The 26,392-nt window shown below is 58.4% G+C and carries 25 protein-coding genes; 15 read left to right on the forward strand and 10 right to left on the reverse strand.

The window, feature by feature from the left end; all coding sequences use genetic code 11:
* Nucleotides 1-41 precede the first annotated feature (41 nt).
* Both ACOYXJ_RS24275 and ACOYXJ_RS24280 read right to left on the reverse strand, forming a co-directional pair.
* Nucleotides 42-1,100, reverse strand: coding sequence for an aromatic ring-hydroxylating dioxygenase subunit alpha (locus tag ACOYXJ_RS24275; RefSeq protein ID WP_460380849.1), 1,059 nt, complete (start codon nt 1,098-1,100; stop codon nt 42-44).
* Nucleotides 1,101-1,242: 142 nt separating this feature from the next.
* Nucleotides 1,243-1,854, reverse strand: coding sequence for a dTMP kinase (locus tag ACOYXJ_RS24280; RefSeq protein WP_460371949.1), 612 nt, complete (start codon nt 1,852-1,854; stop codon nt 1,243-1,245).
* A 127-nt stretch (nt 1,855-1,981) separates the two neighbouring features.
* Between ACOYXJ_RS24280 and ACOYXJ_RS24285 the strand changes: the two genes are divergently transcribed.
* Complete coding sequence (locus ACOYXJ_RS24285) at nt 1,982-3,115, forward strand: aminotransferase class V-fold PLP-dependent enzyme (protein ID WP_460371951.1); 1,134 nt, start codon at nt 1,982-1,984, stop codon at nt 3,113-3,115.
* Between the two features lie 101 nt (nt 3,116-3,216).
* Here ACOYXJ_RS24285 and ACOYXJ_RS24290 read toward each other — a convergent pair whose 3' ends face one another.
* A complete protein-coding gene (locus ACOYXJ_RS24290; RefSeq protein WP_460371953.1) occupies nt 3,217-3,912 on the reverse strand; it encodes a B3/B4 domain-containing protein in 696 nt (231 codons plus the stop codon).
* Nucleotides 3,913-4,070: 158 nt separating this feature from the next.
* Here ACOYXJ_RS24290 and ACOYXJ_RS24295 point away from each other — a divergent pair, with 158 nt between their 5' ends.
* On the forward strand, nt 4,071-4,673 hold the full coding sequence (locus tag ACOYXJ_RS24295; RefSeq protein ID WP_460371955.1) for an XRE family transcriptional regulator: 603 nt from the start codon (nt 4,071-4,073) through the stop codon (nt 4,671-4,673).
* A gap of 38 nt (nt 4,674-4,711) precedes the next feature.
* Here the strand turns inward: ACOYXJ_RS24295 and ACOYXJ_RS24300 are convergent, their stop codons facing one another.
* Nucleotides 4,712-5,626: a LysR substrate-binding domain-containing protein gene (locus tag ACOYXJ_RS24300; RefSeq protein WP_460371956.1), complete on the reverse strand. Its 915-nt coding sequence runs from the start codon at nt 5,624-5,626 to the stop codon at nt 4,712-4,714.
* A gap of 199 nt (nt 5,627-5,825) precedes the next feature.
* Here ACOYXJ_RS24300 and ACOYXJ_RS24305 point away from each other — a divergent pair, with 199 nt between their 5' ends.
* The 6 genes from ACOYXJ_RS24305 to ACOYXJ_RS24330 all read left to right on the forward strand — a co-directional run bounded on the left by ACOYXJ_RS24305 (nt 5,826) and on the right by ACOYXJ_RS24330 (nt 12,920).
* Entirely contained in the window at nt 5,826-6,575 is a 750-nt protein-coding gene (locus ACOYXJ_RS24305; protein WP_460371958.1) for an SDR family NAD(P)-dependent oxidoreductase, read from the forward strand.
* A gap of 100 nt (nt 6,576-6,675) precedes the next feature.
* A complete protein-coding gene (locus ACOYXJ_RS24310; protein WP_460371960.1) occupies nt 6,676-7,974 on the forward strand; it encodes an MFS transporter in 1,299 nt (432 codons plus the stop codon).
* Nucleotides 7,975-7,991: 17 nt separating this feature from the next.
* Nucleotides 7,992-8,840 (forward strand): transketolase, encoded by an 849-nt coding sequence (locus ACOYXJ_RS24315; RefSeq protein ID WP_460371962.1) that lies wholly within the window; start codon nt 7,992-7,994, stop codon nt 8,838-8,840.
* Nucleotides 8,837-9,865, forward strand: a complete 1,029-nt coding sequence (locus tag ACOYXJ_RS24320; protein WP_460371964.1) for a transketolase family protein — start codon at nt 8,837-8,839, stop codon at nt 9,863-9,865. The genes ACOYXJ_RS24315 and ACOYXJ_RS24320 overlap by 4 nt, the downstream gene beginning before the upstream one ends.
* A 123-nt stretch (nt 9,866-9,988) precedes the next feature.
* The gene (locus tag ACOYXJ_RS24325; protein ID WP_460371966.1) at nt 9,989-11,110 is read left to right on the forward strand and encodes an SMP-30/gluconolactonase/LRE family protein; all 1,122 of its coding nucleotides are present in this window, start codon (nt 9,989-9,991) and stop codon (nt 11,108-11,110) included.
* A 361-nt stretch (nt 11,111-11,471) separates the two neighbouring features.
* Nucleotides 11,472-12,920, forward strand: coding sequence for a PucR family transcriptional regulator (locus tag ACOYXJ_RS24330; RefSeq protein ID WP_150792827.1), 1,449 nt, complete (start codon nt 11,472-11,474; stop codon nt 12,918-12,920).
* A gap of 57 nt (nt 12,921-12,977) precedes the next feature.
* Here the strand turns inward: ACOYXJ_RS24330 and ACOYXJ_RS24335 are convergent, their stop codons facing one another.
* From ACOYXJ_RS24335 to ACOYXJ_RS24350, 4 genes are all read right to left on the reverse strand, one after another.
* Nucleotides 12,978-14,489: a CoA-acylating methylmalonate-semialdehyde dehydrogenase gene (locus ACOYXJ_RS24335; protein ID WP_150792828.1), complete on the reverse strand. Its 1,512-nt coding sequence runs from the start codon at nt 14,487-14,489 to the stop codon at nt 12,978-12,980.
* 61 nt (nt 14,490-14,550) lie between these two features.
* Nucleotides 14,551-14,901, reverse strand: a complete 351-nt coding sequence (locus ACOYXJ_RS24340) for a cupin domain-containing protein (protein WP_150792829.1) — start codon at nt 14,899-14,901, stop codon at nt 14,551-14,553.
* Nucleotides 14,902-14,914: 13 nt separating this feature from the next.
* Nucleotides 14,915-16,297, reverse strand: a complete 1,383-nt coding sequence (locus tag ACOYXJ_RS24345; RefSeq protein WP_460371969.1) for an NAD(P)/FAD-dependent oxidoreductase — start codon at nt 16,295-16,297, stop codon at nt 14,915-14,917.
* Between the two features lie 51 nt (nt 16,298-16,348).
* A complete protein-coding gene (locus ACOYXJ_RS24350) occupies nt 16,349-17,749 on the reverse strand; it encodes an amino acid permease (RefSeq protein WP_150792831.1) in 1,401 nt (466 codons plus the stop codon).
* Between the two features lie 539 nt (nt 17,750-18,288).
* Here ACOYXJ_RS24350 and ACOYXJ_RS24355 point away from each other — a divergent pair.
* Nucleotides 18,289-18,540 carry a DUF2790 domain-containing protein gene (locus ACOYXJ_RS24355; RefSeq protein WP_460371971.1) on the forward strand — a complete coding sequence of 84 codons (252 nt, stop codon included), beginning with the start codon at nt 18,289-18,291 and terminating at the stop codon, nt 18,538-18,540.
* A 76-nt stretch (nt 18,541-18,616) separates the two neighbouring features.
* Here the strand turns inward: ACOYXJ_RS24355 and ACOYXJ_RS24360 are convergent, their stop codons facing one another.
* On the reverse strand, nt 18,617-19,543 hold the full coding sequence (locus ACOYXJ_RS24360) for a LysR family transcriptional regulator (RefSeq protein WP_460371973.1): 927 nt from the start codon (nt 19,541-19,543) through the stop codon (nt 18,617-18,619).
* Between the two features lie 221 nt (nt 19,544-19,764).
* Between ACOYXJ_RS24360 and ACOYXJ_RS24365 the strand changes: the two genes are divergently transcribed.
* The 5 genes from ACOYXJ_RS24365 (at nt 19,765) to ACOYXJ_RS24385 (ending at nt 24,580) form a co-directional block, all read left to right on the forward strand.
* The gene (locus tag ACOYXJ_RS24365; protein WP_460371975.1) at nt 19,765-21,201 is read left to right on the forward strand and encodes an NAD-dependent succinate-semialdehyde dehydrogenase; all 1,437 of its coding nucleotides are present in this window, start codon (nt 19,765-19,767) and stop codon (nt 21,199-21,201) included.
* Between the two features lie 11 nt (nt 21,202-21,212).
* Nucleotides 21,213-21,545, forward strand: a complete 333-nt coding sequence (locus ACOYXJ_RS24370) for a carboxymuconolactone decarboxylase family protein (protein ID WP_123375272.1) — start codon at nt 21,213-21,215, stop codon at nt 21,543-21,545.
* Nucleotides 21,546-22,547, forward strand: a complete 1,002-nt coding sequence (locus ACOYXJ_RS24375; protein ID WP_460371978.1) for an NAD(P)H-quinone oxidoreductase — start codon at nt 21,546-21,548, stop codon at nt 22,545-22,547. It begins immediately after the preceding gene.
* A gap of 207 nt (nt 22,548-22,754) precedes the next feature.
* On the forward strand, nt 22,755-24,194 hold the full coding sequence (locus ACOYXJ_RS24380) for an ATPase domain-containing protein (RefSeq protein WP_150792836.1): 1,440 nt from the start codon (nt 22,755-22,757) through the stop codon (nt 24,192-24,194).
* 23 nt (nt 24,195-24,217) lie between these two features.
* Entirely contained in the window at nt 24,218-24,580 is a 363-nt protein-coding gene (locus ACOYXJ_RS24385) for a response regulator (protein WP_016984513.1), read from the forward strand.
* Here ACOYXJ_RS24385 and ACOYXJ_RS24390 read toward each other — a convergent pair.
* A complete protein-coding gene (locus ACOYXJ_RS24390) occupies nt 24,575-25,492 on the reverse strand; it encodes a fimbrial protein (RefSeq protein ID WP_460371980.1) in 918 nt (305 codons plus the stop codon). The two genes, ACOYXJ_RS24385 and ACOYXJ_RS24390, sit on opposite strands and share 6 nt — an antisense overlap.
* Before the next feature lie 358 nt (nt 25,493-25,850).
* On the opposite strand from ACOYXJ_RS24390, the gene ACOYXJ_RS24395 reads away from it, so the two are divergent.
* A complete protein-coding gene (locus tag ACOYXJ_RS24395) occupies nt 25,851-26,390 on the forward strand; it encodes a hypothetical protein (RefSeq protein WP_460371982.1) in 540 nt (179 codons plus the stop codon).
* Nucleotides 26,391-26,392: the final 2 nt, after the last annotated feature.

Genomic DNA, 26,392 nt, shown 5'->3' on the forward strand with positions numbered 1-26,392 from the left:
GGTTGCGCCAGTCTGCGCCAAGCGCAGGCTGGCTCGCGCCACTATTGGGATTCGTGGGTGATGTCCACGAGCGGAATCGGCTCAATGGCCCACGCGCGAATCTGACGACGTTCGGGGCTGGGTATTGCGCAGGCCTTGCGTCCGGTGAAGGTTCGCGCAAGACGCTCTTCATCGATGCGCCAGCCGCGCAACTCCAGTGCCTGCACATCTTTGCGAAAAGCAATCTGCAGCGCATCGGATTTCAACGAAACCTCCTGCTGAAAAGAGTCCGGCACACGTTCCGGCCGCACATTTTTCAGCACAGCGTGATCTTGTTCAAAGATACGGATGTTGCTCGCAATAAACCGGCGATCCAGCAGTCGCGAGCGCAAGAACGTTCTGCCCATCATCCACCAGGTGCGCGTGCGATTGGCGTCAATCGGGACATGCGCCGAGACGATGTAGATTCGCCAGTCGTTGGGCAACTCAAGCTCAAGCGTGGTGCACGGACCCGACAGATGAAACCCCGGAACAGTCACCACACTGACAAACTCGGTGGAGGATTTGCGTCTCAGCAACCCTTTGCGTGCCGGCCTGCGCATAAGCATTTGCGCGCTGCCGCTCCACGCATCGCTGTCGACCTCGAATGATTCAATCTCGGGATGATCCGGGTCGCCGAAGGTTGAGCCATGGACAAACGGTGCGTGCGCGAAGTCCAGGCCATTTTCGATAATCCGGTCCCAACTGGCCCGCCAGTCAAAGTGACCCGAGACCACACGGATGGCGGGATCGTCGATCCAGTCGAGCGCGGGCAACGGTGGACGCTCAGACTCCGGCAGATCACCTAAAAACGCCCAGATCCAACCGTAGCGCTCCAGCGTCGGGTAGGCATCGACGCGGGCCTTGGCGGGAATCCGCACGTCGGGCTGCGCCGGTATCAGCGTGCACACGCCATCACCGCCAAACCGCCAGCCGTGATAGGGGCACTGCACGCTGTTACCGACCTTGCTGCCGGCTGACAGTGAGCCGCCGCGATGCACGCAGATATCCGAAAGCACATGAGCGACACCCGCGTCATCGCGAAACGCCACGAACGGTTGTCCGAGCAATTGAACCGGCATCAGTCCATCAGTCAACTGTGACGATGGGAGAACGACATACCAGAGGTTTGTGAGCATGGGGGGCGTGTGATCCGTCAGTACGGTGAGTTCAGGTCAGAGAAACCTGACATTCAAACTAGATCAGGCGGCGCTGATTCGACAATCAGCCAAGCACTTTATAGATCTCTGCAACGACCTGAGTCGTTGCGGCTTCGATAGTTCCTTCGTTACGGCACAGCACCCAGCCATGATCGGCAACCGCCTGCTCGAACATCTCGCTACACACGACGTGCTCTGCGTGTTTCTGAATCACCGTGCCGCCCAGTCCTCTTGATCGGGCCGTTGCCCGCGCCCATGAAATATCCGGTGCGGTGACAACGCCGACATGCAGATCCGGCACGCGCACGCCTCGCTCGATGTTCAACTGCAGAATCTCGGCAAACGGCACGCTATGGCGAAATGCGGCATCCGACGGATACCAGCGATCGATCAGGATGATGCTGTTCAATGGCTGTTTGGGCAGCACTTCTTGGGAAATCCAGCGACGGCTATCCGCAAGGCGCTGACACACCGCCCACTCCAAATCCCGCGAGGGATGCCTGGCGAGTTGGTTGACCAGGGCCATGGTTTCGCCGCGGTATGGATCGCTTTTTCTCTCGCACAGCCGAATGACTTTGTGCTTGTCTGCTCGCAGCGCAGCGGTAACGGCCTCCAGCAATGTGGTTTTGCCGGTGCCCTTGGGCCCATCCAGAGAAATAAACAGCGGCAGCTTCATGGTTCACGCAACGATCGAGACATTGCTGAGCACTCTAACCTCATTTGCGCAAATCAATGAGCTGTTCCCTGCCCTTTGCCTACACTTGCTTGCCAAAGATGTTTACCCCTCTGCCAAAGGAGTCACCATGTCCAAGCTCTATCCGAGCATCGATCCCGAGGGATTGGTCGAGTATTCCGTGGTCTACACCGACCGCTCGCTCAATCACATGTCGCAGTCTTTTCAAGGCGTGATGAAGAACATTTCCACGGCCCTGAAACAGGTCTACAACGCCGAGGCGGTGGCGGTGGTTCCGGGCAGCGGCACTTTCGGCATGGAAGCGGTAGCGCGACAGTTCGCCACCGGCCAGCAGTGCCTGGTGATACGCAACGGCTGGTTCAGTTACCGCTGGAGCCAGATTCTGGACATGGGCAACATCCCGGCGGCCACCACGGTGCTGAAAGCCCGGCCGGTCGAAGCAGGTCACCAAGCAGCCTACGCCCCGCCGCCGCTGGACGAAGTACTGGCCGCCATCGCCGCACAGAAACCGCAGGTGGTCTTCGCGCCCCACGTTGAAACTTCATCCGGGATCCTCCTGCCCGACGACTACCTGCGGGCAGTCGGCGACGCCGTGCATGCGGTGGGTGGTCTGTTCGTGCTGGACTGCATCGCCTCCGGCACCATTTGGGTGGATATGCAGAAATGCGCCGTCGACCTGCTGATCAGCGCACCACAGAAAGGCTGGAGCGCCTCCCCTTGCTGCGCCCTGGTGATGTTCAGTGCTGCGCCGCTTGCGCGCATCGAACAAACGCAAAGCAGCAGCTTCGCCTGCGACCTGAAAAAGTGGCTGCAGATCATGCAAGCCTACGAACAGGGCGGACATGCCTATCACGCGACCATGCCCAGCGATTCCCTCGCGCGGTTCAACGAGGTGATGAAAGAGACGCAAGCTTACGGGTTCGACAAGGTTCGCGATGAACAACAGGCGCTGGGTAATCGGGTGCGGGCGTTGTTGACCGGCAAAGGCATCAAAAGCGTCGCCGCAGTCGGCTTTCAGGCCCCGGGCGTCGTTGTGAGCTACACCGATGATGCCAATATCAAGAACGGCAAGAAATTTGCCCAGCACGGTCTGCAGATCGCTGCCGGCGTGCCGCTGCAATGCGACGAACCGGCCGACTTCCAGACCTTTCGCCTCGGGCTGTTCGGGCTGGAGAAGCTGCAGAATATCGAGCGCACGGTCAGCCTGCTTGAGCAGGCACTAAATGAGGTGATGGTTGACTGATACCCAATGGTGCCCGCAGCAGATTCCGAACGTTTGAACTCGAGAAGGGCATCACGGCGAGCGCCCTTCTTTCATCGAGGCTCTTTTCAGTGGTCTGTCGGCTAGTTGGCCCCAGGGCCAATCAGCGAGCTTTCAATCTGCACGCCGGGCATCATTTGCTGCAAACCAGCGATCAGCTTGTCCCCTGCTTCAGTCAAGGCTTCAAGCGGCATCGCTGGCAAACTCTCCAGAATGAACCACATGTTCTGCGCATCGGCACCGAGGCGCGTTCTGACACCTTGCCGCCAATTCCAGCGGCGGCAGGTCACGCCTTTGTCATCACGCCAGACCACTTCGCCGGCATCCGGATACTCGACAGCAGGAACGCCCTCTTTCATCGTGTCAAACGGCTCGCTGCCTTTGGCGACGACAAGATGCGGAGCGCCTGCATAAGCCTCTATGTTTTCCCCACCCACCGGAATGGCGTACTCGATGCTGATGGCGTTGTAGAGATCGACGATGGGATCGAGGCTCGGCAAGGTCCCGTCACGTAAGACCCTTTTACGCAACGCTTCGGCTGAACAAGGCGTGCGCTGCGGCTTGGCCCCGAACTTTCTGAAGGCGTCAGCCCAGGCGGCAAGGTGAGCTTCGCCCCAGCTTGGACCACCCGCCTGCACAGCCTTGCAAGCATGATCCAGGGCGGCCCGGGCAACTTCAGGACGGGTGAGTGGTGCAGCTTCCACCACAATGCTCAGGGCCCGGAACTCCGGAGCCAGTTCTGCAACGGCTGGATCGATCAACGGCAGTACGGACTGCATAAAAAACCTCGAGGATTCAAATGGTGTTTCATGCTATCTATCGATGACCGATTTAGTCAATATAATGACCACCATGATCCACTTCAGTGGCTGAGTCGATTGACGCCACGATCGTTAAGGGCCGAAAATTCCGGCACTTTTTTTCATGAACCTGATCAATGACCATGAATGCCAGCTTGTCGACTACCCCGGGTGCTGATGCTCAAGCCGTCAGCCTGGCCGTTGCGCGGACACTCAAACAAGCCCGCAAGGCACAGAAAATCACGCTGGACGAGCTTTCTCGGCGCTCAGGCGTGAGCAAAGGAATGGTCGTCGAAATAGAAAAATGCACCGCGAATCCCAGTATCGGCATTCTTTGCAAAATCGCCGCCGCGCTGGGCCTGTCGGTTGCCGACATCGTCAATGTGACCGAGGCACCCTCTGCCCATATCATCGACAGCCAGGATATCCCAACGCTCTGGACCGGTGACCTTGGAGGCACCGCGCGACTCCTTGCAGGAACGTCCGGCCCGAACATGATCGAGTTATGGCGCTGGGAAATGCATCCAGGTGAATCGTTCGCTTCACCGGGGCACCCTCAAGGCACGCTTGAACTGTTCCATGTAGAGAAAGGCACGTTGAAATGCATGATCGGGGAAACAGAGCTGATCATTCCTGCCGGGAGTTCGGCAGTGGCGAAAACCGATGTGCCTCACTCCTACTCCAACGCGGGCAGATCCAAATTGGTGTTCACCATGTCCGTGACCGAGATACATCAGTAGATACCCGACATTCGGGTGCAGTCTTCATGACATAACCGTCAGTAGTTGAAGTCGTGCCCCAGCTCACTCTGCATCCACTCCAGAAATCTCCTGACCCGAGGAAAGCCGGCATGCGCTCTCGGGAACACCAGGTGGTGCGCGGTGATCGGCGCACTCAAGCCTGGCGTCACTTCGACTAAAGCGCCGCGCGCCAGATAATCCTGAGCAAGCAGCGTGCTTTCCAACGCGAACCCAAGCCCGTGACTGGCCGCCTCCAATGTCATGTAGGAGCGGTCAAAGCTGAGTGAATAGGGTTTTTCAGGACGCGACAGGCCATGTTGAGCAAACAGTTGCGGCCACTTGATCAGCGTCGCTTCCGACAGGATCAGATTGCAGTCGAGCAAATCCGCGACTGTGCGGATCGGGCGTTGCTGCAGCAATTTCGGCGACGCCAGCACGGCAATTTTTTCATTGCGCACCGTACGGACTTCGAAACTTGGCCAATTGGGCATGCCGTGACGGATGTCGACATCGATCTTGTCGCGACTGAAATGCAGTGATTCGTAAGAACACGACAGATTGAGCTGGATGTCAGGATGACTCTGGCGAAACTGTTCCAGCCGCGGCATCAGCCAGAGCAGCCCGAAGCTGGGCGACGAGTGCAACCGTAGGCAATCGAGGCTGACATCGCTGGCGGCACGCTCTGTCGCCACCGCGAGGCTGTGCAGAATGCCGGACACTTCGGTCAGGTATTGCTCGCCCACCGGCGTCAAGGTCACGCCCCTGGCTGTTCTGAGAAATAACTGACGCCCGATCATCGCCTCCAGTTTGGCCAATTGGTGACTGACCGCTGACGGGGTCAAATCCAGCAACTCGGCGGCGCGGGCAACGTTGCCGAAGCGTGCCGTTTGTTCAAAGGCCTGAATGGCTTTCAGGGGTGGCAGGGTCGCAGGTGCTTCGCCAGATGAACTCATGATGATTGTTTTTCCGCTGCAAGTGGCTTGGGCCGGGCTTGTGGCTATTCAAGCATCGGCAGACAGCGCTGGCGAGTGCTGAATTTTTTTTCAGCACTCAGTGAAGTTTGCGTTATTGCTCAGGGCCGGTCTGGAGGACAAGCTGAGTCATCGGTTCTTTGCGGACCGAACCCATAAAAACAATTAGAGGAACACCTCCATGCTTCTCCAAGGCAAAGTCGCAATCATCACCGGTGCCGCATCTGCCCGTGGCATCGGTCGCGCTACCGCGACGACGTTCGCACAACAAGGCGCACGTGTCGTCATTCTCGATCTGGATGCCTCCGCAGCACGCGACGCCGCTGCGTCGTTGGGCGAAGGTCACCTGGGACTGGCGGCTAACGTGGCCGACGAGGCGCAGGTTCAGCAAGCCGTCGCCACCATCATCGAGCACTTCGGGCGCATTGATATCCTCGTCAATAACGCCGGCATCACCCAGCCACTCAAGACCCTCGACATTCGTCCTTCGGACTATGACAAGGTGCTGGACGTCAGCCTGCGCGGCACCCTGCTCATGTCCCAAGCGGTGATTCCGCTCATGCGTCAACAAGCCTGCGGCAGCATCGTCTGCATGTCCTCCGTGTCTGCCCAACGCGGTGGCGGCATTTTCGGCGGCCCGCATTACAGCGCGGCCAAGGCCGGTGTGCTGGGGCTGGGCAAAGCCATGGCGCGGGAGCTGGGCCCCGACAACATTCGCGTCAACTCCATCGCGCCGGGCCTGATTCACACCGACATCACCGGCGGCCTGATGCAGGACGAGCGCCGTCACGCCATCATCGAAGGCATTCCGCTGGGTCGCCTAGGTGAGGCGCAGGACGTCGCCAACGCTGCGCTGTTTCTCGCCAGCGACTTATCCTCTTATCTGACTGGCATCACTTTGGATGTGAACGGCGGCATGCTGATTCACTGAGTACTTCTGGGCGGGCCTGTGCGGCCCGTGCGGTTCTGGATCGATGATGCAGCCGGGCCTGATGGTCTGGCGGTCAATAAAAACAAGAGATCAGACCATCATGACTACCCTGTCGCTCGAAGCGGTTTCGACCGTGCGCTCCTCTGCCTATCGCAAAACCGCCTGGCGTCTGATGCCCTTTCTGATGCTGTGCTATTTGTGCGCCTATCTGGATCGGGTCAACGTCGGCTTCGCCAAGCTGCAAATGATGAACGATCTGGCCCTCAGCGAAACGGTCTACGGACTGGGCGCCGGCGTGTTCTTCATCGGCTATTTCCTCTGCGAAGTGCCGAGCAACATCATTCTGCACAAGGTCGGTGCGCGTGTGTGGATCGCGCGGATCATGATCACCTGGGGCATCGTTTCGGCGCTGTTCGCCTTCGTCGAAACCGCGTGGCAATTCTATGCGTTGCGCTTTCTGCTGGGGATTGCCGAAGCCGGTCTGGCGCCGGGCCTGTTGCTCTACCTCACCTACTGGTTTCCGTCCTACCGTCGGGCACGCATGACCGTGTTGTGGTTCATCGCCATTCCGCTGTCAGGCATGGTCGGTGGTCCGCTTTCCGGCTGGATCATGAACCACTTCGCCGGCGTGCACGGTTGGGCCGGCTGGCAGTGGATGTTCGTTCTGGAGGCGGTACCGACCGTCATCGTCGGGCTGCTGGTGCTGAGCTATCTGAAAGACGGCGTGCATCAGGCCACCTGGCTGAATGACGAAGAAAAAGCCCTGATCACTCGCGAACTGGCCGAAGACGATCAGCAAAAAGTCACCCACGCCTCGGTTGGCGAATTCATTCGCGATCGCCGTCTGTGGCTGCTGGCGGCCATCTACTTCTGCGTGGTCATGGGCCAGTACGCAATCACCTTCTGGCTGCCCACACTGGTGCGCAATGCAGGGGTTTCCGACCCGCTGCACATCGGTTTCATGACCAGCCTGCCCTACCTGTGCGCCATCGTCGCGATGTTGTTGGTGGGCCGCAGTGGTGACAAACATCGCGAACGCCGCTGGCACCTCATCGTGCCGATGATTGCCGGTGCGATCGGCTTGAGCCTGGCGGCGATGATGGGCGGCAACTCAACGCTGTCGATCCTCAATCTGTGCCTGGCCGCTTCCGGCATTTTGTCGGCGACGTCGCTGTTCTGGATGCTGCCCACCACGCTGCTCGGCGGGGTGTCTGCCGCCGCTGGCATCGCCGCGGTCAACAGCTTCGCCAATCTCGCCGGGTTCTGCTCGCCTTATCTGATCGGCTGGATCACCACCCTGACCGGCTCCAGCGCCATCGGCATGTACCTGATTACGGGCGTGCTGTTCCTCGGCGCCAGTCTGGTCCTGCGCATTCCCGCCGCCCTGGTCAATCGTTGAGTTAACGGAGTTTCATCATGACGACTAATCTTTCACACGCTTCATCCCTGAGCCTGACGGAGCGCGCGCACAACATTCGCCGCCACGCGCTGCGCATGGGCCAGGTCCAGGGTCAGGGCTACGTCGGCCAGGCACTCGGCGCTGCCGATCTGCTGGCGGTGTCTTACTTTCATGCGATGAATCATCGCCCCGCAGATCCTGAATGGGAGCAGCGCGATCGCTTCTACCTCTCCATCGGTCACTACGCCATTGCGCTGTACGCAGCGCTGATCGAAGCCGAAATCATCCCGCTCGAAGAGCTGGAAACCTACGGCTCGGACGACAGTCGCCTGCCGATGTCGGGCATGGCCGCCTACACCCCGGGCATGGAAATCACCGGCGGCTCGTTGGGTCAGGGGCTGGGCATCGCTGTCGGTGCCTGCCTGGGCCTCAAGCGCAAAGATTCGCCCTCCTTCGTCTACAACCTGCTGTCCGATGGCGAGTTGAACGAAGGCTCGACCTGGGAAGCGGTGATGTCGGCTTCGCACTGGCAGCTCGACAACCTGATCGCCATCGTCGACGTCAACAACCAGCAAGCTGACGGTCACTCCAGTGAAATCCTTTCGTTCGAACCCATCGTCGATCGCTGGCAGGCGTTTGGCTGGTTCACCCAGCGCGTCGACGGCAATGATCTGGAGGCGCTGGTCAGCGCATTCGATGCCGCGCGCAATCATTCTGGCAGCCAACCAAGAGTGATCATCTGCGACACCAAAATGGGCAAAGGCGTGCCCTTCCTGGAAACCCGCGAGAAAACCCACTTCATCCGTGTGGAAGAGCACGAATGGGACCTGGCGCTGCGCAATCTTGAAGAAGGAAAAAACCAATGAACAACGCCGTCAAAACACCCATGACGACTGCCGAACCGGGCAAGAAACGCCTGACTACATCGGCGATGATTGCGTCCATTGCTTCGGAGGGCCAAGCCACCAAAGCCGCACCCTTCGGTCATGCGCTGGCGGCGCTGGCCGATCAGCGCCAGGACATCGTCGGCCTGTCCGCCGACCTGTCCAAATACACCGACCTGCACATCTTTGCCAAGGCCCACCCGGACCGGTTCTATCAAATGGGCATGGCCGAACAACTGCTGATGAGTGCAGCCGCGGGCATGGCCCGTGAAGGCTTCGTCCCCTTTGCCACGACCTATGCGGTGTTTGCTTCGCGGCGTGCCTATGACTTCATCTGCATGGCCATCGCCGAGGAAAACCTCAACGTCAAAATCGTCTGCGGCCTGCCCGGTCTCACCACCGGATACGGCCCCAGCCACCAGGCCACCGATGACCTGGCCATCTTCCGTGCCATGCCCAACCTGATGATTGTCGACCCCTGCGATGCCCTGGAAATCGAACAGGCCGTACCCGCGATCGCCGCGCATCAAGGGCCTGTGTACATGCGTTTGCTGCGCGGCAACGTACCGCTGGTGCTCGACGAGTACGGCTATCAGTTCGAGATCGGCAAAGCCAAAACCCTGCGCACCGGTAACGATGTGCTAATCATCTCCACCGGCCTGATGACCATGCGTGCACTGGAAGCCGCCAAGGAACTGCAAGCCGATGGCGTGGATGTCGCCGTGTTGCACGTACCGACGATAAAGCCGCTGGATGAACAAACCATTCTTGCCGAGGCACGCAAATCCGGTCGTCTGGTGGTTACCGCAGAAAACAGCTCGATTATTGGCGGACTCGGCGAGGCCGTTGCCGGGGTGCTGTTGCGTAACGGAGTCACGCCAGCGTTCAGGCAGATCGCATTGCCGGATGCGTTTCTGGACGCGGGGGCACTGCCGACATTGCACGATCGTTACGGCATTTCTACCCAGGCCGTCTGTGCGCAGATCAAGCTCTGGCTGGACCGCTGACCGATCAGGGCGCTTATGGACAAGCGCCCTACAACTCGCGGACAACGAACAACTTGTACGATGTCCTATCACAAGGTATTACTACGTCTCCCACAAAAAAAATAAAACCACGGAGATCGCTACATGGACTCATCCCTGTCCGCTCGACCTGAAAGCCCTGACCGAGCGCAAGGCAATACCCGCCGCAGCTTCCTGAAAAAATCGCTCGCTGTTTCCGCCACGCTCGCCACCGTCGGCAGCACCGCACTGATGCGGATCGCCGAGGCCGCCGAACCCTTGAGTCAGCGCTACCCTGATCCGCTGATTCACATCCTCGACGACAGCTTCCTTGAGCTGCGCATTTTCAACGCCAGTGTTGAAAAACTTGCCACCGGTATGCGCTGGGCTGAAGGGCCGGTGTGGGTCGGTGATGGCCGCTATTTGCTGGTCAGCGACATCCCCAATAATCGCATCATGCGCTGGGACGAAATCACCGATACCTTCTCCGTTTACCGCGAACACTCCAACTTCTCCAACGGCATGTGCCGGGATCGCCAAGGGCGTTTGATTGTTTGCGAAGGCTCCACCACCACCAGCGAAGGCCGGCGCATCACGCGCACCGAAGCCAATGGCACTCTCACTGTTTTGGCCGACAGTTTCGACGGCAAGCCCTTCAACTCGCCCAACGACATCGTCTGCAAAAGTGACGGATCGATCTGGTTCACCGACCCGCCCTTCCAGACCAGCAACAACTACGAAGGTCACAAAATCACCCCGAGCCAACCCCACGCCGTGTACCGCATCGACGGCGAGAGCAAAAAAGTCACTCGGGTCATCGATGATCTCAACGGCCCCAACGGCCTGTGCTTTTCGCCCGATGAGAAGACCCTGTACGTCGTTGAAGGTCGCGCCAAGCCCAATCGCCTGATCTGGGCGATCGCGGTGAAGGACGATGGCACACTCGGCGAACGCCGCAAGCACATCGAAGGGCTGGAATACGCCGCCATCGACGGCATTAAATGCGACGAAGCAGGCAACCTGTGGTGCGGCTGGGGCGGCAATGGTGACCCCAAGGCCGACCTGGAAAAACTCGACGGCGTGCGCGTTTTCAATCCGCAAGGCAAGGCCATCGGGCACATTTCCCTGCCTGAGCGCTGCCCGAATTTGTGCTTTGGGGGACGCGAAGGGAATCGATTGTTCATGGCCAGCAGTCACTCGATCTATTCGCTGTTTGTGAATACCCGTGGGACTACGTTTGCGTTGTAAAAGCGAGGTTCGTCTCGCGATAGATTCGTGAGTATCGGAACAAATTTACTGTTCGAGGCGGTAGCAACTGCCAACCGGGTTGCGTTTGTTAATTAAGTTCATCCAAGAAGTCAGGCCGTTGGGCTTATAACGCCAACGGTCGATTCTGCATGGTCAAGATCAACAGGCGCTTTGCGCTTAATGTCGTAACACGGGTGGTCGTGATCGGGGGCTGGCGACCAGAAATGTTCACCCCTGCATCATCAGAACCAGTCGCAGCCCTCCTGGGCCAGGTTCGTCTCGAGGAATTCCCCCCTATACATGGCCCCACCCGTTGCCAACCGGTAACATGCCGCATCCGAATACACACACTGGTATGCCTATGCTCACGGTTCAGGATCTGATCAATATCGAACTGTTGAGACTCGTACCCGTCGCCGGTCTGGCTGGCACTGGCAGGCACATCACCTGGGCCCATGCCGTTGAACTGCCCGACCCGTGGCGCTGGATTTCACCCGGCGATCTGGTCATGACCACTGGAATGGGAATGCCCAGCGGCGCGCAGGATCAGGTTAAGTGGCTGGAGCAACTGGTGCAGAGCAACGCCAGCGCATTGGTTGTCGCTCCCCGCGCGGATGCGCCACAGCTCTCGCCACAGATCCTGGAGGCCGCAGACCGTCTATTGTTCCCCATGCTGCAAGCCAGTTTCGAACTCGAGTTCGTGAAACTCTCCCACTACGTGATTGAAAGTGTTCTCCAGGCCCAGCGCGAACGCTTCAATGCCAGTGAGCGTCTGTTCCAGACTTACGCCGAAGCGCTGCACAAAGCGCCTGACATGGCCGGCCGCCTGTCTATCCTGGCCCACTCACTCAATCTGACACTGGCGATTGAGGACGTCCAAAGCGGCAACACCATTCTCGACACCGGATGGACCACAACGCAGGTGCCAGAACAGGTCGAGCGCATCCCGATCGGTGGCCGCACGCGCGCAGCCTTGAGGATGGCCCACCCCGGCAAACGCACGCAGGGTGACTCCATTCTGATGCGGTCGCTGGTCGGCCTGCTGGGCGTGGAGCTGGAGCGACTGATGATCCACCGCGATCAACAACGGGAGGAAGGCTCGGCCTTACTGCGCAGCCTGCTGGAGAACGAGACCGAATTGACCCTCGCTCGCCCACTTCTGGAACGTCGAAGCCTTAACGGCACGCTGGTAAGCCTCGCGATACAACCTGGCGTCAATGGTCCCTGGTCTGCGGATGAACTGCACCATGCCCCTGCGTTACACCACTCGACGCCATTGCTGTTAGCGGATAAAGGTCTGCTGTTGGCGCTCTGCCGGGACGATATGAACGCTATTGATACGCTGCGGGCGAGTCTCGGTACAGACACTGTAATCGGCATTAGCGGGGCCATTGCAATGGCCACTGGTTTTCGTGAAAGCATCCGTCAAGCGCGCCTGGCATTGACTCAGGCACAAGAGCTGGGTGCACCGACATTGCGTTATGGTGAAGCCGAAACCGGGCTGATCATGGCGCCCAAATCCCTGGAAGAAGCCCGGGCACTGGTGGGTCGCTACCTTGGTCCGCTCATCGAGCACGACCGCATCCAGAGTGCAGCGCTGTTGAAGACGCTCATCACCTTTCTTGAAAACGACGGCAACTGGAAAGCCACCGCCATCGACCTAGAGGTGCACCGCCAGACGCTCGTCTACCGGCTCAAGCTGGTGGAACAACTGACCGGCATCAAACCCACCACAACCCAAGGCATCGCGCGCTTCTGGATTGCAATCCAGGCTGGCAAGAACACCGAACTGTTCGAGGACAATCGCTGAAATGCAAACGGCCCCGCTGCGTGGGCGGGGCCGTTGACGTTCAACTAGCGCAATGCGTCAGTTGCTGGTCGGCATTGCGAACTCCGCGCCTTTGGCAATCGACTGTGGCCAGCGTTGCATGATGCTCTTCTGGCGGGTGTAGAAGCGTACCCCCTCCTCTCCGTAGGCATGCATATCGCCGAACAGGCTCTTCTTCCAGCCGCCGAAACCGTGCCATGCCATAGGCACCGGGATCGGCACATTGATGCCGACCATACCCACCTGGATCCGCCGGCCGAACTCGCGGGCAATGTGACCGTCACGGGTGTAGCAGCTCACACCATTACCGAACTCGTGGTCGTTGATCAGTTGCACCGCCTCAGCGAAATCCTTGACCCGCATGCACGCGAGTACCGGACCAAAGATCTCCTCCTTGTATATGCGCATGGAGGGGGTGACATCATCGAACAACGTACCGCCCATCCAGAAGCCGTCGCCGCAGCCTTCGCCAGCAGCCTCACCATTAAAACCCCGGCCATCGACCAATAGCGTCGCGCCTTCCTTGATGCCCTGCTCGATATAGCCGGTGATGCGTTCGTGGGCAGCGCGAGTAACGATCGGCCCCATCTCGGCTTCCAGATTGGTACCGTCAAGCACCTTCAGCGTGCGGGTGCGTTCGATCAGTTTGGGCATGACCTTGTCGGCTGTTTCGTCGCCCACGAACACCGCAACGCTGATTGCCATGCAGCGCTCGCCTGCTGAACCGTAGGCCGCGCCAATCAGCGCGTCGACGACTTGGTCGATATCCGCGTCGGGCATCACCACCAAGTGATTCTTGGCCCCGCCCAAAGCCTGAACACGTTTGCCGTGGCGGGCGCCGACCTCATAGATGTGGTTGGCAATGGGTGTGGAACCGACGAAGGAAATCGCCTGCACGTCGGGGTGTTCGAGCAGCGCGTTTACCGCTTCCTTGTCACCTTGCACAACGTTGAAGACGCCGTCCGGCAGGCCGGCTTTTTTGAGCAGTTCGGCAATGAACAGGCTCGGGCTCGGGTCGATCGGACTGGGCTTGAGCACGAAGGTGTTACCGGTCGCCAATGCCACCGGGAACATCCACATCGGCACCATGACCGGGAAGTTGAACGGTGTGACACCTGCCACTACGCCGAGCGGTTGGCGCAGCGTCCAGTTGTCGATATTGGTACTGACCTGATCGGTGAAGTCGGTCTTGAGCAATTGTGGCGCGCCGCAGGCGAACTCGACGATCTCGATGCCGCGCATCACTTCGCCTTGGGCGTCGGTAAACACCTTGCCGTGTTCGGCGGTGATCAACCGGGCCAGGTCGTCACGGTGTTCGTTGAGCAGCGCCAGGAATTTGTTGAGTACTCGTGAACGACGCAAAGGCGACAGATTGCTCCAGGCCGGGAACGCCGCCTGGGCGCTAGCGACGGCGGAGTCCACGTCGGCATGGCTGGCCAGTTGCACCGTGCCGGTTACAACACCGGTCGCGGGATTGTAGACCGGCTGTTGCAGGCCGCTGGTAGCTTGCGTAAGCGTGCCGGAGATCCAGTTTGTAATGGTGTTTGTCATGGATTTTCTCTCAATCTTGGATAATGCGCAGAGTGATTTGTGTCGTCGGCGAAACGGGAGATCAATAGATCGCGTAGACCTTCCTGACCGTCTCGATCACATCCCAGCGCCCGGTCCATCCAGGTGGCAGGATGATCAGGTCGCCGCTGGTCACCAGCACCTCTTCACCGGAAGCGTCATCGGTTAGCACCGCGCGGCCAGAGATGATGTAAGTGAATTCGGTGTCAGGGCGATCGACCACCGGCCAACCGCCTGGCTGGCACTCCCAGACACCGAGGTTTCCGACTGCCTCGGGTGCCAGTTGCTGGAGTGCTATCTGTGGGTCGCCTTTGTCCGCTCCGGCACGCTGGCCCGCCGGTTTCAACGGCAGCGACTCGATGGCGGCAGCCTTGATAATCGTGAAAGTTGTCACAGCATTTCTCCTGTTAATGCGCACCGGTCAGCTTTTCTAGCAACTTCGCAGTACGGGATGGACGGTGGGTGATGCGTTCTTCGAAATCGCTCAGTGAGGCGGCGGCGAGACCACCGTTGATGCCGATCCAGCGCAGTGGCTCAGGCTCCCACGATGGCGAGCGATGATTGACGAAAGGCAATGCGTTAATGTCTTCGTCTTGTTCCAGAATCAGATTGCGCAAGACACGCCCGGCCAGATTGCTGGTGGCGACGCCGTCGCCAACGTAGTTGCCGGCCCATGCAATGCGGTTCTTGCGATCCATGCTCACGGTCGGACACCAGTCACGAGAAACACCGAGTGCGCCACCCCAACGATGGGTGATGCGTGCGTCCGCCAGCGCCGGGAAAAACTCGATCAGCGTCTCGTGGATTTTGCTATGCACGTTGTCCACCAAATCAGCCTGCTCGCTGATCCGTGAGCCCCATTGATAGGGAGCACCGCGACCACCGAACACCAGTCGCCCTTCTGTCGTCACCTGTGCGTATACGCGCAGGTGGCGCATGTCATTGAAAGCCTGGCGATGATCGAGGTTTAACCTGGCAAGCAGGTCACGTGGTAAGGGCTCTGTAGCCAATACCAGTGAGTACAGCGGGATGACGAAACGCGAGTAACCGGGTTGTTGCGAGGTGAAGGCTTCCGTGGCGCGCACGGTAAATCCTGCCCTCACCGAACCCTTCGCTGTGTGCACCATTCCTGGCGCATGCTCTGTGACGGCTGAGCCCTCATAGATCTTCGCCCCCATCCGCTCAACCAGCTTCGCCAGACCACGCACCAGTTTGCCTGGGTGAATCAGCGCGCAATGTTCGGTGTACAGACCGCCCAACACACCCTGGGCGCCGAGCCTGGCGCTGGCTTGCGCAGCATCCAGAGCCTGCCACTGGTCCGGCAGACCAAAGCGCGTCGACGCGTCGACCGTTGCCCGCACCCGATCAAGCTGCGGTGCACTCCGGGCCAGTGAGAGAAAGCCCTGCTTGGCATAGTCCGCCTCGACGCCTTCCAGCTTGAGCACTCGACCGATTTCATCGACCGTATCGTTCATGGCGAACTGCAGATTCAGCGCAGCCTGGTGGGAGTACATCTGCGCCACCCGGTCGAGGGAAATCGGGAAAATCGCCGATGCCCAGCCGCCATTACGTCCGGAGGCGCCGAAGCCGACCTGGTGTTTTTCCAACAGCACCACGCGCAGGGACGGATCACTCTTGAGCAGGTAATACGCCGTCCACAGCCCGGTGTACCCCGCGCCGATGATGACGACATCGGCCTGCTCTGCGTTTTCCAAGCGCTCGCGATGCTCGCTGGCCTCGAACCAGAGGGGCTGATTGGGTAACTGGGTCAAATCAAATTTCGCTGACATTTATTGGCTTCCTACCCTGAACATGGGGCCTATCTGAAACAGCTGTGTGCGTTAAAGATTGCTCGCCGGACCGGCCTTGGCGGTGGCGTTGCTACGACGTGCGCGAGACATACGCAACAAAGCGTAGGAGGCGGCTATCGCAGCAATCGCCAGCAGGCATTGCACAAGGCTGATCCGCATCGTCGGGTCAAAAGCCATGCTGACCAGTACGGCGATAATGGCGGCAGTGACCAAGAGCGGCAGCCAAGGATGGCCCCACATGGCGAATTTCAGCGTCCCCTCTGCCACCCATTTGGGGCGAAGCTTGATTTGCGACAGGCAGATAACCAGGTAGACGAACAGGAACACCGTGCCGGAGGAGTTGATGAGGAACTGGAAGACGGTGTCGGGCCAGAGTGCTGCGATGACCACACAGCCATACCCCACCAATGTCGAGGCGAGCACGCCACGTACCGGCACGCCCCTTTTGCTGACGGCAGCGATCCAGCGCGGCGCCTCATCATTTGAAGCAAGCACAAACAGCAGGCGTGACGAGGTGTACAGCCCGGCGTTAAGTACCGACAGAACTGCCACCAAAATCACCACGGTGAGCATGTCGCCCGCACCTGGAATGCCGATGTGTTCAAGGGTGGTCACGAAGGGGGATTTGCCTGGAACGATGTCGGTCCACGGCTGTGCGACGACGATGAAGAACGTCGCCAGCACGAAGAACACCAAGATTCGCACCATCACGGTATTGACGGCCTTGCGGATGTTGCGCGAAGGGTCTTCGGACTCGGCCGCGGCGAGCGTGGCCACTTCCACGCCGGTCATCGAGAAGATGACCACCACGACCCCGGTGAACAAGGACCCTACGCCGTGGGGGAGGAAACCGCCATGATCCGTAAGGTTGCTGAAACTAGCTGTCGAGCCCGGCCAAAGATTGAAAACATAGGCACCCGCCACTGCCAGGAACACCACAATGGCCACGACCTTGATGCCGGCGAACCAGTATTCGGCTTCCCCGAAAGAGTGCACAGACATCAGATTCAGCAAGGTCATGCTAACCATCAGACCAAGGGCAATCACCCAGACCGGCAGGTCAGGGAACCAGCCATTGATGATCTGCCCGCCGACAACGGCCTCGAAGCCGACGACGATGACCCAGAAATACCAGTACAGCCAACCCGTCATGTAGCCCGCCGACCGGCCAAAAGCCATACGAGCGTAGTCAACGAACGAGCCTTTCGATGGATGCGCAGCAGCCATTTCACCGAGCATCCGCATCACGAGGGCAACGATCAGACCGGTGATGGCATAAGTGATAAAAGCGCCCGGCCCCGTTGACGCGATTACCGCGCTGGAGCCTACAAATAACCCTGCGCCAATGACTCCACCGAGCGCCAACATGCTTATGTGCCGCGTCTTGAGTGCACGCTTCAAGCGCGGATCGTGTTCTGACTGAATAGGCATTGCTCGTCTCCTTTTGTTTTAGTAATCGACACTGCCTATTCAAAGGGTATGCACGTTAGACGAGGGTGAAAATCGTCATATTCCACACCACTCAACGTTCGACTATACAAATGTATGAGGAGCAATTTTTAAGCTAAGAGGACTGCTTTATTTCATCGAACGGGCAACTGTCGATATCAAAAGCCGGGATGGCAAAAATGTAAGGGCCGGAGGGAAGATTGAATTTTGCAGTGGCGTATTTAACGCTGAGTTATCTGCTTTGGAGGATTGAGCACTCGGCACTATTTCCGCGGCCAGGCTCTCGAGACGAGCGTCTTCTCTGTCAATAAGGAGCAAGTTGGCCGAACTATCCACTGCGAGCTGCTGCTTTCGGCCGAAAAGCGGACGTTCACAGATAAACACGTCCTAACGTCAGACACCTCCCGATTGTGTTCGGAATTGATAAAAGTCTTTCCCGGATTCACGCCTGTTTGCGCAAAACCCTCAAGCCTAAAGTTCGTCCTGCCAGCAACATCACACTTACTTTAGGAAATCTCATCATGAAAACGGCAATGATCATCGTCGCACTCTTGGGCTTCAGCTCTGTGGGAGCAGCGCAGGACGGGACTGCAACGACTAAACAGGTCGAGCAATATCGCTACGGCACCCACCTGGACGTCGCCAAGGTCATCTCTGAAGACCCGGTGCCGGATGTTTGCGCAGTGGTACCGACGCACATGACCTACCAGGATTCGCAAGGCAAACGCCACGTACTGGCCTATAACGTCATGGGCCGTTGCAGCCAGGGTTAAGTCAGCTGTTCGCCGATCATTGCGCCTCGGAGAGTGGTCTCATCGAGGCGCAAATACCTTTTTGCTCCGCAGCGTTTCAATCGATAAGTTCTTTGGCCGTGGCTGCCAGCTGACTGCCAACCCGATCTTTCAGCGTTTCAATAAACCGGGTGATTTTTGCATCGACGAACTGCCGAGAGGTATAGACGGCATACACGTTGCGCTCATAGGTATGGTAGTCAGGCAAAACCCGCACGAGCCTGCCGGAACGCAAATCATCGATGGCCGTGAACCCGGCCAGCAAGCCAATCCCCGCGCCCTCTCGAATGGCCAGCGCCATCGCATCCATATCGTTAACGCTGAAACTTGCCCCTGTCGGGACAAATGTCGCGTCCCCCGCCTTGCTCTTGAGCTGCCACTCGTCCCGCACGTAGTCCACGGTGCCCAGCAACAGACACTGGTGATCGCGCAGATCTTCAGGTGTTTCCGGGGCCGCATGCCTAGTCAGGTAGTCTGGCGACGCCACCAGCACACAATGGCTGACACCGATCTTCTGGCTGACATACGCCGAATCGGGTAGCGCGCGGGCGATCAGAATCGAGACGTCCAGTTGATCTTCCAACAGGTTTGGCATGCGTTGCGAGAGCAATAAATCCACGGTCACTTCCGGGAATTGCTGACGGTACTCCAGCACGGCCCCCGTAACCAGATGTCGAGCCAGCCCAGGAACGCAATGCACCCGCAATGTACCTCGTGGTTCCAGCGCGGCATTGCTGGCTTCGGCTTCCGCACTCTCCAGATCAGCGAGAATTTTCGTGCAGCGCTCATAGAAGCGTCGGCCCGCATCGGTGACCGAGAGGCGTCGGGTCGAGCGTTGCAACAGACGTGCGTCGAGCACGTTTTCCAGCGCCGATACAGCACGCGAGACGTTACCGACGGTGGAATCCAGATGATTGGCCACGGCCGTGAAACTGCCCATCTCGACAACCTTTATGTACACCGACATGTTCGAAAGTTTATCCATCGCGACCTTCCTGTAGATCTGACGCTCTCCCGTGATAGCGCGCACTTTTTCCGGATGCTACACGTTCGGCCCGCGGCTCGATATTACCTCTGGCGACAACAATGATTCCCTCTGGCCCGTCTAAATCAATGCCCCCTCCTTCCATAGACTTGGTTGCACAGGCTGCCTGAACCGGCGCCGGGTTTCTTACGAATTTCTGACAACCAACTGAAGGGCACATCATGAAAACCTCCTACGACCCGCTTTATCTTTTCATCGGTGGTGAATGGATCAGTGCCGAAGGGCGCGATACCGCTGCTGTCGTCAACCCGGCGACCGGCCGGGAAATCGGCCGCGTCCCGCTTGCCACCGCAGGCGATCTTGATCACGCCTTGGAAGTGACTCGCCTGAGCTTCGAGCAATGGCGCCAGACCGTGCCTGACCAACGCGCCAAGATCCTCAAGCGTGCCGCCGACCTGATCCTCGAACGTGCGCCGCAGATCGCCGCGCAGATGACCCTGGAGGAAGGCAAACCGCTGGGTGAAAGCCTGGATGAAGTGACCCGTGCGGCGGAGTACTTTGAATGGTTCGCCGAAAGCGCCCGGCGTATCGATGGCCGTGTGGTCCCGGCCAACCGGCCAGGCGTGCTGCAACTGGTCAAACGCCAGGCCATCGGCCCAGTGGCCGCATTCACACCGTGGAATTTCCCGGCCATCACCCCGGCACGCAAACTCTCGGCAGCACTGGCCGCCGGTTGCAGCGTCATTCTCAAACCGGGTGAGGAAAGCCCCTCCACAGCGTTGGCCCTGGCGCGTGCACTCGACGATGCAGGATTGCCCAAGGGGGTTTTGCAAGTGGTCTTCGGCGTACCGGATCAAGTGTCCAGCCATCTGATCGCCTCGCCGATCATTCGCAAAGTGACCTTCACCGGCTCGGTGCCTATCGGTCGCCTGCTGTCTGCACGCGCTGCCGAAGGCGTGAAGCCCATCACCCTTGAGCTGGGTGGACACGGACCGGTGCTGGTGTTCGAAGATGCCGACATTGAAAAAGCCGCCATTGAGGGCGTCGCTAACCGCTTTCGCGGCACCGGGCAGGTGTGCATTTCATCCACTCGTTTTCTGATCCAGCGTGGTGCCTATCAAGCCTTTGTCGATCACTTTGTCGCGGCGACCCAAGCCCTGAGAATCGGTGACGGCCTGCATCCGGATACTCAGGTCGGACCTTTGGCCAACCCAAGGCAATTGGCAAAGATGGAAGAACTGGTCGCCGATGCCGTTGAAAAAGGCGCTCGGGTATTGGCCGGTGGTGAAGCCTTGTCTGGCGAAGGCTACTTCTTCCAACCCACGGTTCTGGCAGATGTGCCGATGAACGCCCGCGTCATGCACGAAGAACCCTTTGGCCCCATCGCCGTACTGATGCCGTTCGATGAACTGGCCGATGGACTGCGAGAAGCCAACCGCCTGCCCTACGGACTCTCGGCCTACGCGTTCACCTCCAGCGCGCGCACGGCCATTGATGTCGCCGACGGATTGGAGGCCGGGATGATCGGCATCAACCAATACCGCATCGTCGCAACCGAGCTCCCGTTCGGCGGCATGAAAGAAAGCGGTCACGGCTCCGAAGGTGGCATTGAAGGCATCGAGCACTATCTGACCCACAAATTCATCAGCCAGGTTTAAGGAACTCGCCCATGTCCAAGCTAAATTTCAGCAGTCCTCGCGAAGCCGCGCGCGCGTTCACGCCAAAGCTGTCGCAATTCGTCGACTCGACGCTTTATCCGCAAATCTGGAGCGATCCCGCGCTGTCCCCGCGCGACCGTAGCCTGATCACCGTGGCGGCATTGATTGCCGCTGGTCACTCGGAAGAGTTGCCTGCTCACTTGCGCCGGGCGGCTGGCAACGGTGTGACCCACGACGAACTGGCGGCAGCGATCACGCACCTGGCTTTCTATGTGGGCTTCCCTGGCGCCATCACTGCGTCTGCTATCGCCAACGCCACGTTCAGCGAAACGGAGAACAACTGAATGAAAGCCATCAACATCAGAGAATTCGGTGGGCCAGACGTCCTCGAACTCGTCGAAGTCGCCAATCCTGAAGTGCGGCCTGACGACCTGCTGGTGCGTGTCTATGCCGCCGGGGTGAACCGTGCGGATCTGACGCATCGAACCGGTGGGTACGGCCATCCGAATTTCGGCGACTCACTGATCATCGGCCTGGAAATCGCCGGCGAAGTGATCGGCAAAGGTAACGCGGTGACAGGGTTCGAGGTCGGAGATCGCGTCATGGGCGTGGTCGGCGGCGGTGCCTACGCCGAGCTGGCACGCATCGATTACCGCATGGCCATGCACATCCCCGCGAAGCTGGACTATGTACACGCGGCAGCCATTCCCGAGGTCTTCGTCACGGCCCATGAAGCGATGATGCACCTGGCTCGGCTCAAGGCTGGCGATTCGGTGTTGATTCACGCGGCCGCCGGCGGCGTCGGGTCTGCTGCGGTGCAGTTGGCTTACGCCACCGGCGCCACGGTGTATGCGACCACCGAAGGCAGCAAGTTGGCGCGTGTCGAGCATTTGGGCGCAGACGTGGCGATCGACTACAAGACCCAGGATTTCGCTGAGGTGATCGCTGATAAAACCCAGGGTCGCGGCGTCGATGTGATCATCGATTTTATCGGTGAGCCCTACTTCGCCCGCAACATCGCGTCCCTTGCACGCGGCGGTCGCTTGGTTCAGGTGGGAATTCTCGGCGGTGGCGGCAACGTCACGGTGGCGCTGGAGGACATTCTTTACCGCCACCTGCAAATCATCGGCACGGTGATGAAGTCGCGCACGCAACCGGAGAAGCACGCCATGATCAAGCGCTTTCGCGAGCACTGGCTTGATCGCTTCGAGGGTGCCGGCAGCCTTGAGCCGGTGGTCGATAGCACGTTTGCGCTAGCGCGGGCGGCCGATGCGCATCGCCGGATGGAGTCTTCCGGGAACGTCGGGAAAATCATTTTGACGATGCAGCCAGAAGATTTGATTTGAAACGGGTTGAGTTCTCGATTAATGACGGTGCCCTGGATGGGCACCGTTTTCGAAAGGCTTGGCAGAAGTCACGGGGGCATGGAACACGCCAAAACGATATGTTCCAACGCTACTTTCCCTCCACCGGCATGGCCCAAAAATGGAAATGGCGTTAGCATTTCACCCATTCGGCTTAACAAGCCTGTTTTTTCAGATCAGGGTCGCAAAGTGGAAAAGCTAAAACGCCTTCAAAGCGGAATCGAAGGGCTCGACGCGCTGCTTCAGGGTGGTCTGGTCGCGGGTGCTTCGTACATCGTTCAGGGCCGCCCCGGTTCCGGCAAGACCATCCTCGCCAATCAGCTCGGCTTCAATCATGCCCGCAATGGCGGTCGCGTTCTGGTCGCCACGTTGCTGGCCGAGTCCCACGACCGGCTGTTTCAGTTTCTGTCGACCATGAGTTTTTTCGACGCATCCCGAGTGGGCGCCGAAATACAGTTTGTCAGCGCTTTCGATACGCTGGAAAACGAAGGCCTCGATGAAGTGGTGAAATTGCTGCGGCGCGAAATCAGCCGGCAGAAAGCGACGGTCATGGTCGTCGACGGTTTGCTCAACGCGCGCTCCAAGGCCGACTCACCGATCGACACGAAAAAATTCATCTCCGAACTGCAAGGCCATGCGGCATTCGCCGGTTGCACCGTGCTGTTTCTCACCAGTTCGCGCCTGGACGACGGCAGCCCGGAACACACGATGGTCGACGGCGTCATCGAAATGGGCGAAGAGCTGTTCGGCACGCGATCGGTGCGACGCATTCACCTGCGCAAGACCCGCGGCAGCGGCGCCTTGACCGGTGTTCACGAGTGTGAGATCACCGAAAACGGCCTGGTGGTCTATCCGCGCCTGGAAAGTCTGTACAAACGCCCTTCGGCCCCCGACAGCGCAGACATGACACGCATTCCCAGCGGCATTGTTTCGCTGGACGACATCCTCGGTGGCGGCTTGCACAGCTCCAGCGTCACGCTCGTCATGGGGCCTTCCGGGATCGGCAAAACCACGCTGGGTCTGAAGTTTCTCGCGCAGTCGACGACCGAAGCGCCGGGCCTGCATTTCGGTTTCTATGAGAGCCCGCAACGGCTGCGACTCAAAGGCCATTCGCTGGGCATCGATATTGAAGAAATGGAACACAGCGGTGCGCTGAGCATTGCCTGGCAGCCGACCACCGAGGGCTTGCTCGACGCCCTCGGTGCGCGCCTGCTGAGCCTGGTCGATGAAAAAGGTATCAAACGCCTATTCATCGACAGCCTCAGCGGCATGACTCGGGTTTCAACCACACCGGAACGCATCACCGACTTTTTCAGTGCACTGATGAACGAGCTGCGATCCCGAGGCGTTACGGTCTTCGCCTCCTGGGAAATGCGCGATCTGTTCGGCTCCGAGGTCAGCGCACCGAATTCCGACCTGTCCAGTATTGCCGACAACCTGATTCTCATGCGTTTCTTTGAAAATCACGCTGAACTTCGCAGGACGCTTTCCATTCTCAAGATACGTGATAGCTCCTATAACCCTTCGCGGTTCGAGGTAGTCATCCGTGATCAAGATGTGTTCCTGGAAAAGGCTTTGAGAAATGAACCTTCCGTCTCATCTGAGTCATTGCCTGGTTCAATATCGTAAGTCTTCGAGCGGGTTGAAATAACATGACCACCATCCTGGTAGTCGACGACGAGTATCTGATTGCTGACATTCTTGGCTTTGCGCTGGAGGATGAAGGCTTCATGACGGTGACGGCCAGCAATGGCAAGAAAGCCCTCGAAGTGCTGGAGAGAGAACGGCCAGCACTGATCATCACGGACTTCATGATGCCGGTCATGGACGGCCTCGAATTCGCCGAAGCCGTGCGTGCCCAGCCTTCCGTCAAACACCTGCCGATCATTCTCATGAGTGGAGCGCAGGCGCACATTGGCATGCAGCGCTCGGATCTGTTTGACGTGGTGCTGCCCAAGCCTTTCGACATTGCGGTGATTGTGGCTGAGGTGAAAAAGCTGTTGGCCTCCTCATAGATACTCAACGACAAAGGCAATTTCGGCATTGGCATCGCCCGCCTTCATTTGCGCATTGGAAGGTTCGATGCGCACGAAGCGCGCTTGCAAGTCTACAGATGCATTCCCGCCTTCCGATGTAGGCGCTTTTGTTATGTAGTTCTGATTCAGCTTGAGTGGCTTCCCGTCTCTGAAGCGCATCTGCAATGCCAAACCTTTGGCAGTGGAGCTACTGTTCAGATTTACCATGCCAGTATTAGCGTCCCACGCAGGGCTGCCCGCAGTGGGCGAAAAGGAGTAGCGGAAGTTGTTTATTCCGGCAGGACAGTTTTTCATACTGAGAAAAAAGTATTGCTCCTTGGCATAGGCACCGTTTTTCGGGAAATCGCTCAAGTTATAGCTACCCATATCAACTTTTACATCGGGTGTTTCGCAAGACTGTGAGACCACCCGCGTGCCACTTGTATTCAATGCAAGAGGCTCGATTTCAGCAGCGACAAATTTCCCCAATTGGCCTGAGGGTATCGTCGCACTACCGGAAATCTCACCCGTCTTTACAAGCCGCAAGATGTGCTCAGTGCCATTCCACCCCCAACCGCCAGCGACGTCGGAGTCACCCGGAAAGCCTTTCCATGCTTTGCCCGATGGCGGTCGAACCCATTGCCAGCCGATGCCGGTATTTCCAATGGGAAAAGTCTGCGCGCCCGCCTGGGTGGTGCCCACAGAATTGCGCACACCTTCATTGTGTACCGCAGAGCACCTGAACGAACTGGGAATGGCTCCCAGGGTCACGATTGGGCTTTCATAGATAACCGTGCCGGTCGGCGTGTCCCGCGGCACCGAGATCGTGGCCGGAAGGACAACTCGGAGGTTGCCCATGGAATTGTCGGGATAAAATTCGCATACCGCCGCCGTTGCGTTTGACGACAGCATGTACAAGAGCCCGACAATTGATATATGGCATAACTTCATAACACTCCCCCTGACTCTGCGTTGCATGCAAACAACTGAATAATCGACGTTGGCGCGAATATTTAACCGGCAGCAAAATCACCATAAACGGAGCGAAAAGATAATGAATAAATAACACTTGAGCAAAAGGTTTATTTATTCAACAACCAGACAATTCTCATAGACTTATAGCCAACTAGCTAAATTCGGAATATCTATAAAAGGCCAAGTTGAACACCTTTACCAGCGCAAATAACCAACAACCGATTTAAGACTCGTCTTAAAGGCACAACGAAACTCTGCCATTAGACTGACTTCTCTTGATAGGAGAAATGATTCCGTGAGAGCCCTCGATACCCTCAATAGCGCAAGACCCCAGAGCAACGCCGCCATCTACTGCCTGACGATTCTGGCACTGGCGCTGATCGCCATGACTGTCGTCGCCGGTCATGAGCTCAACAATCTGTTTCCACTCAAGGCCGTGGTGCAACAACAGGAGGTCCAGCTCACGCAGCGTGCCGATGCTATCCAGTCAATGAGCGCAGAACTCAAGCGTCTGGCAGAACAAAAGCAGGCCCTGGAAACCGACCTTGTGACTGCGAAGGAACAAGCGAAGGCCGCCGAGGCGGCAAAGACCGAACTGGAAAACAATCAACGCGCGGCGCAAACCAGCACCGCGTTAGAGGACGAAGACTCACTGTGCGCGATCATTGAGCAAAATATCCGGCTCGTCGCGGACCAGCTCAATCGCGACGATTTCTTCCGCTTGCGTGATGAGCGCGAAGCTGATGCTGAAGCCGTGCTGGAAAGCTATGAAAAACAACTCGCCCACTGCATTGAACAGCTGACGGCACAAACCGCATTGCCAACACAGAAATGAGC

Source organism: Pseudomonas sp. Tul2A7, assembly GCF_054790505.1.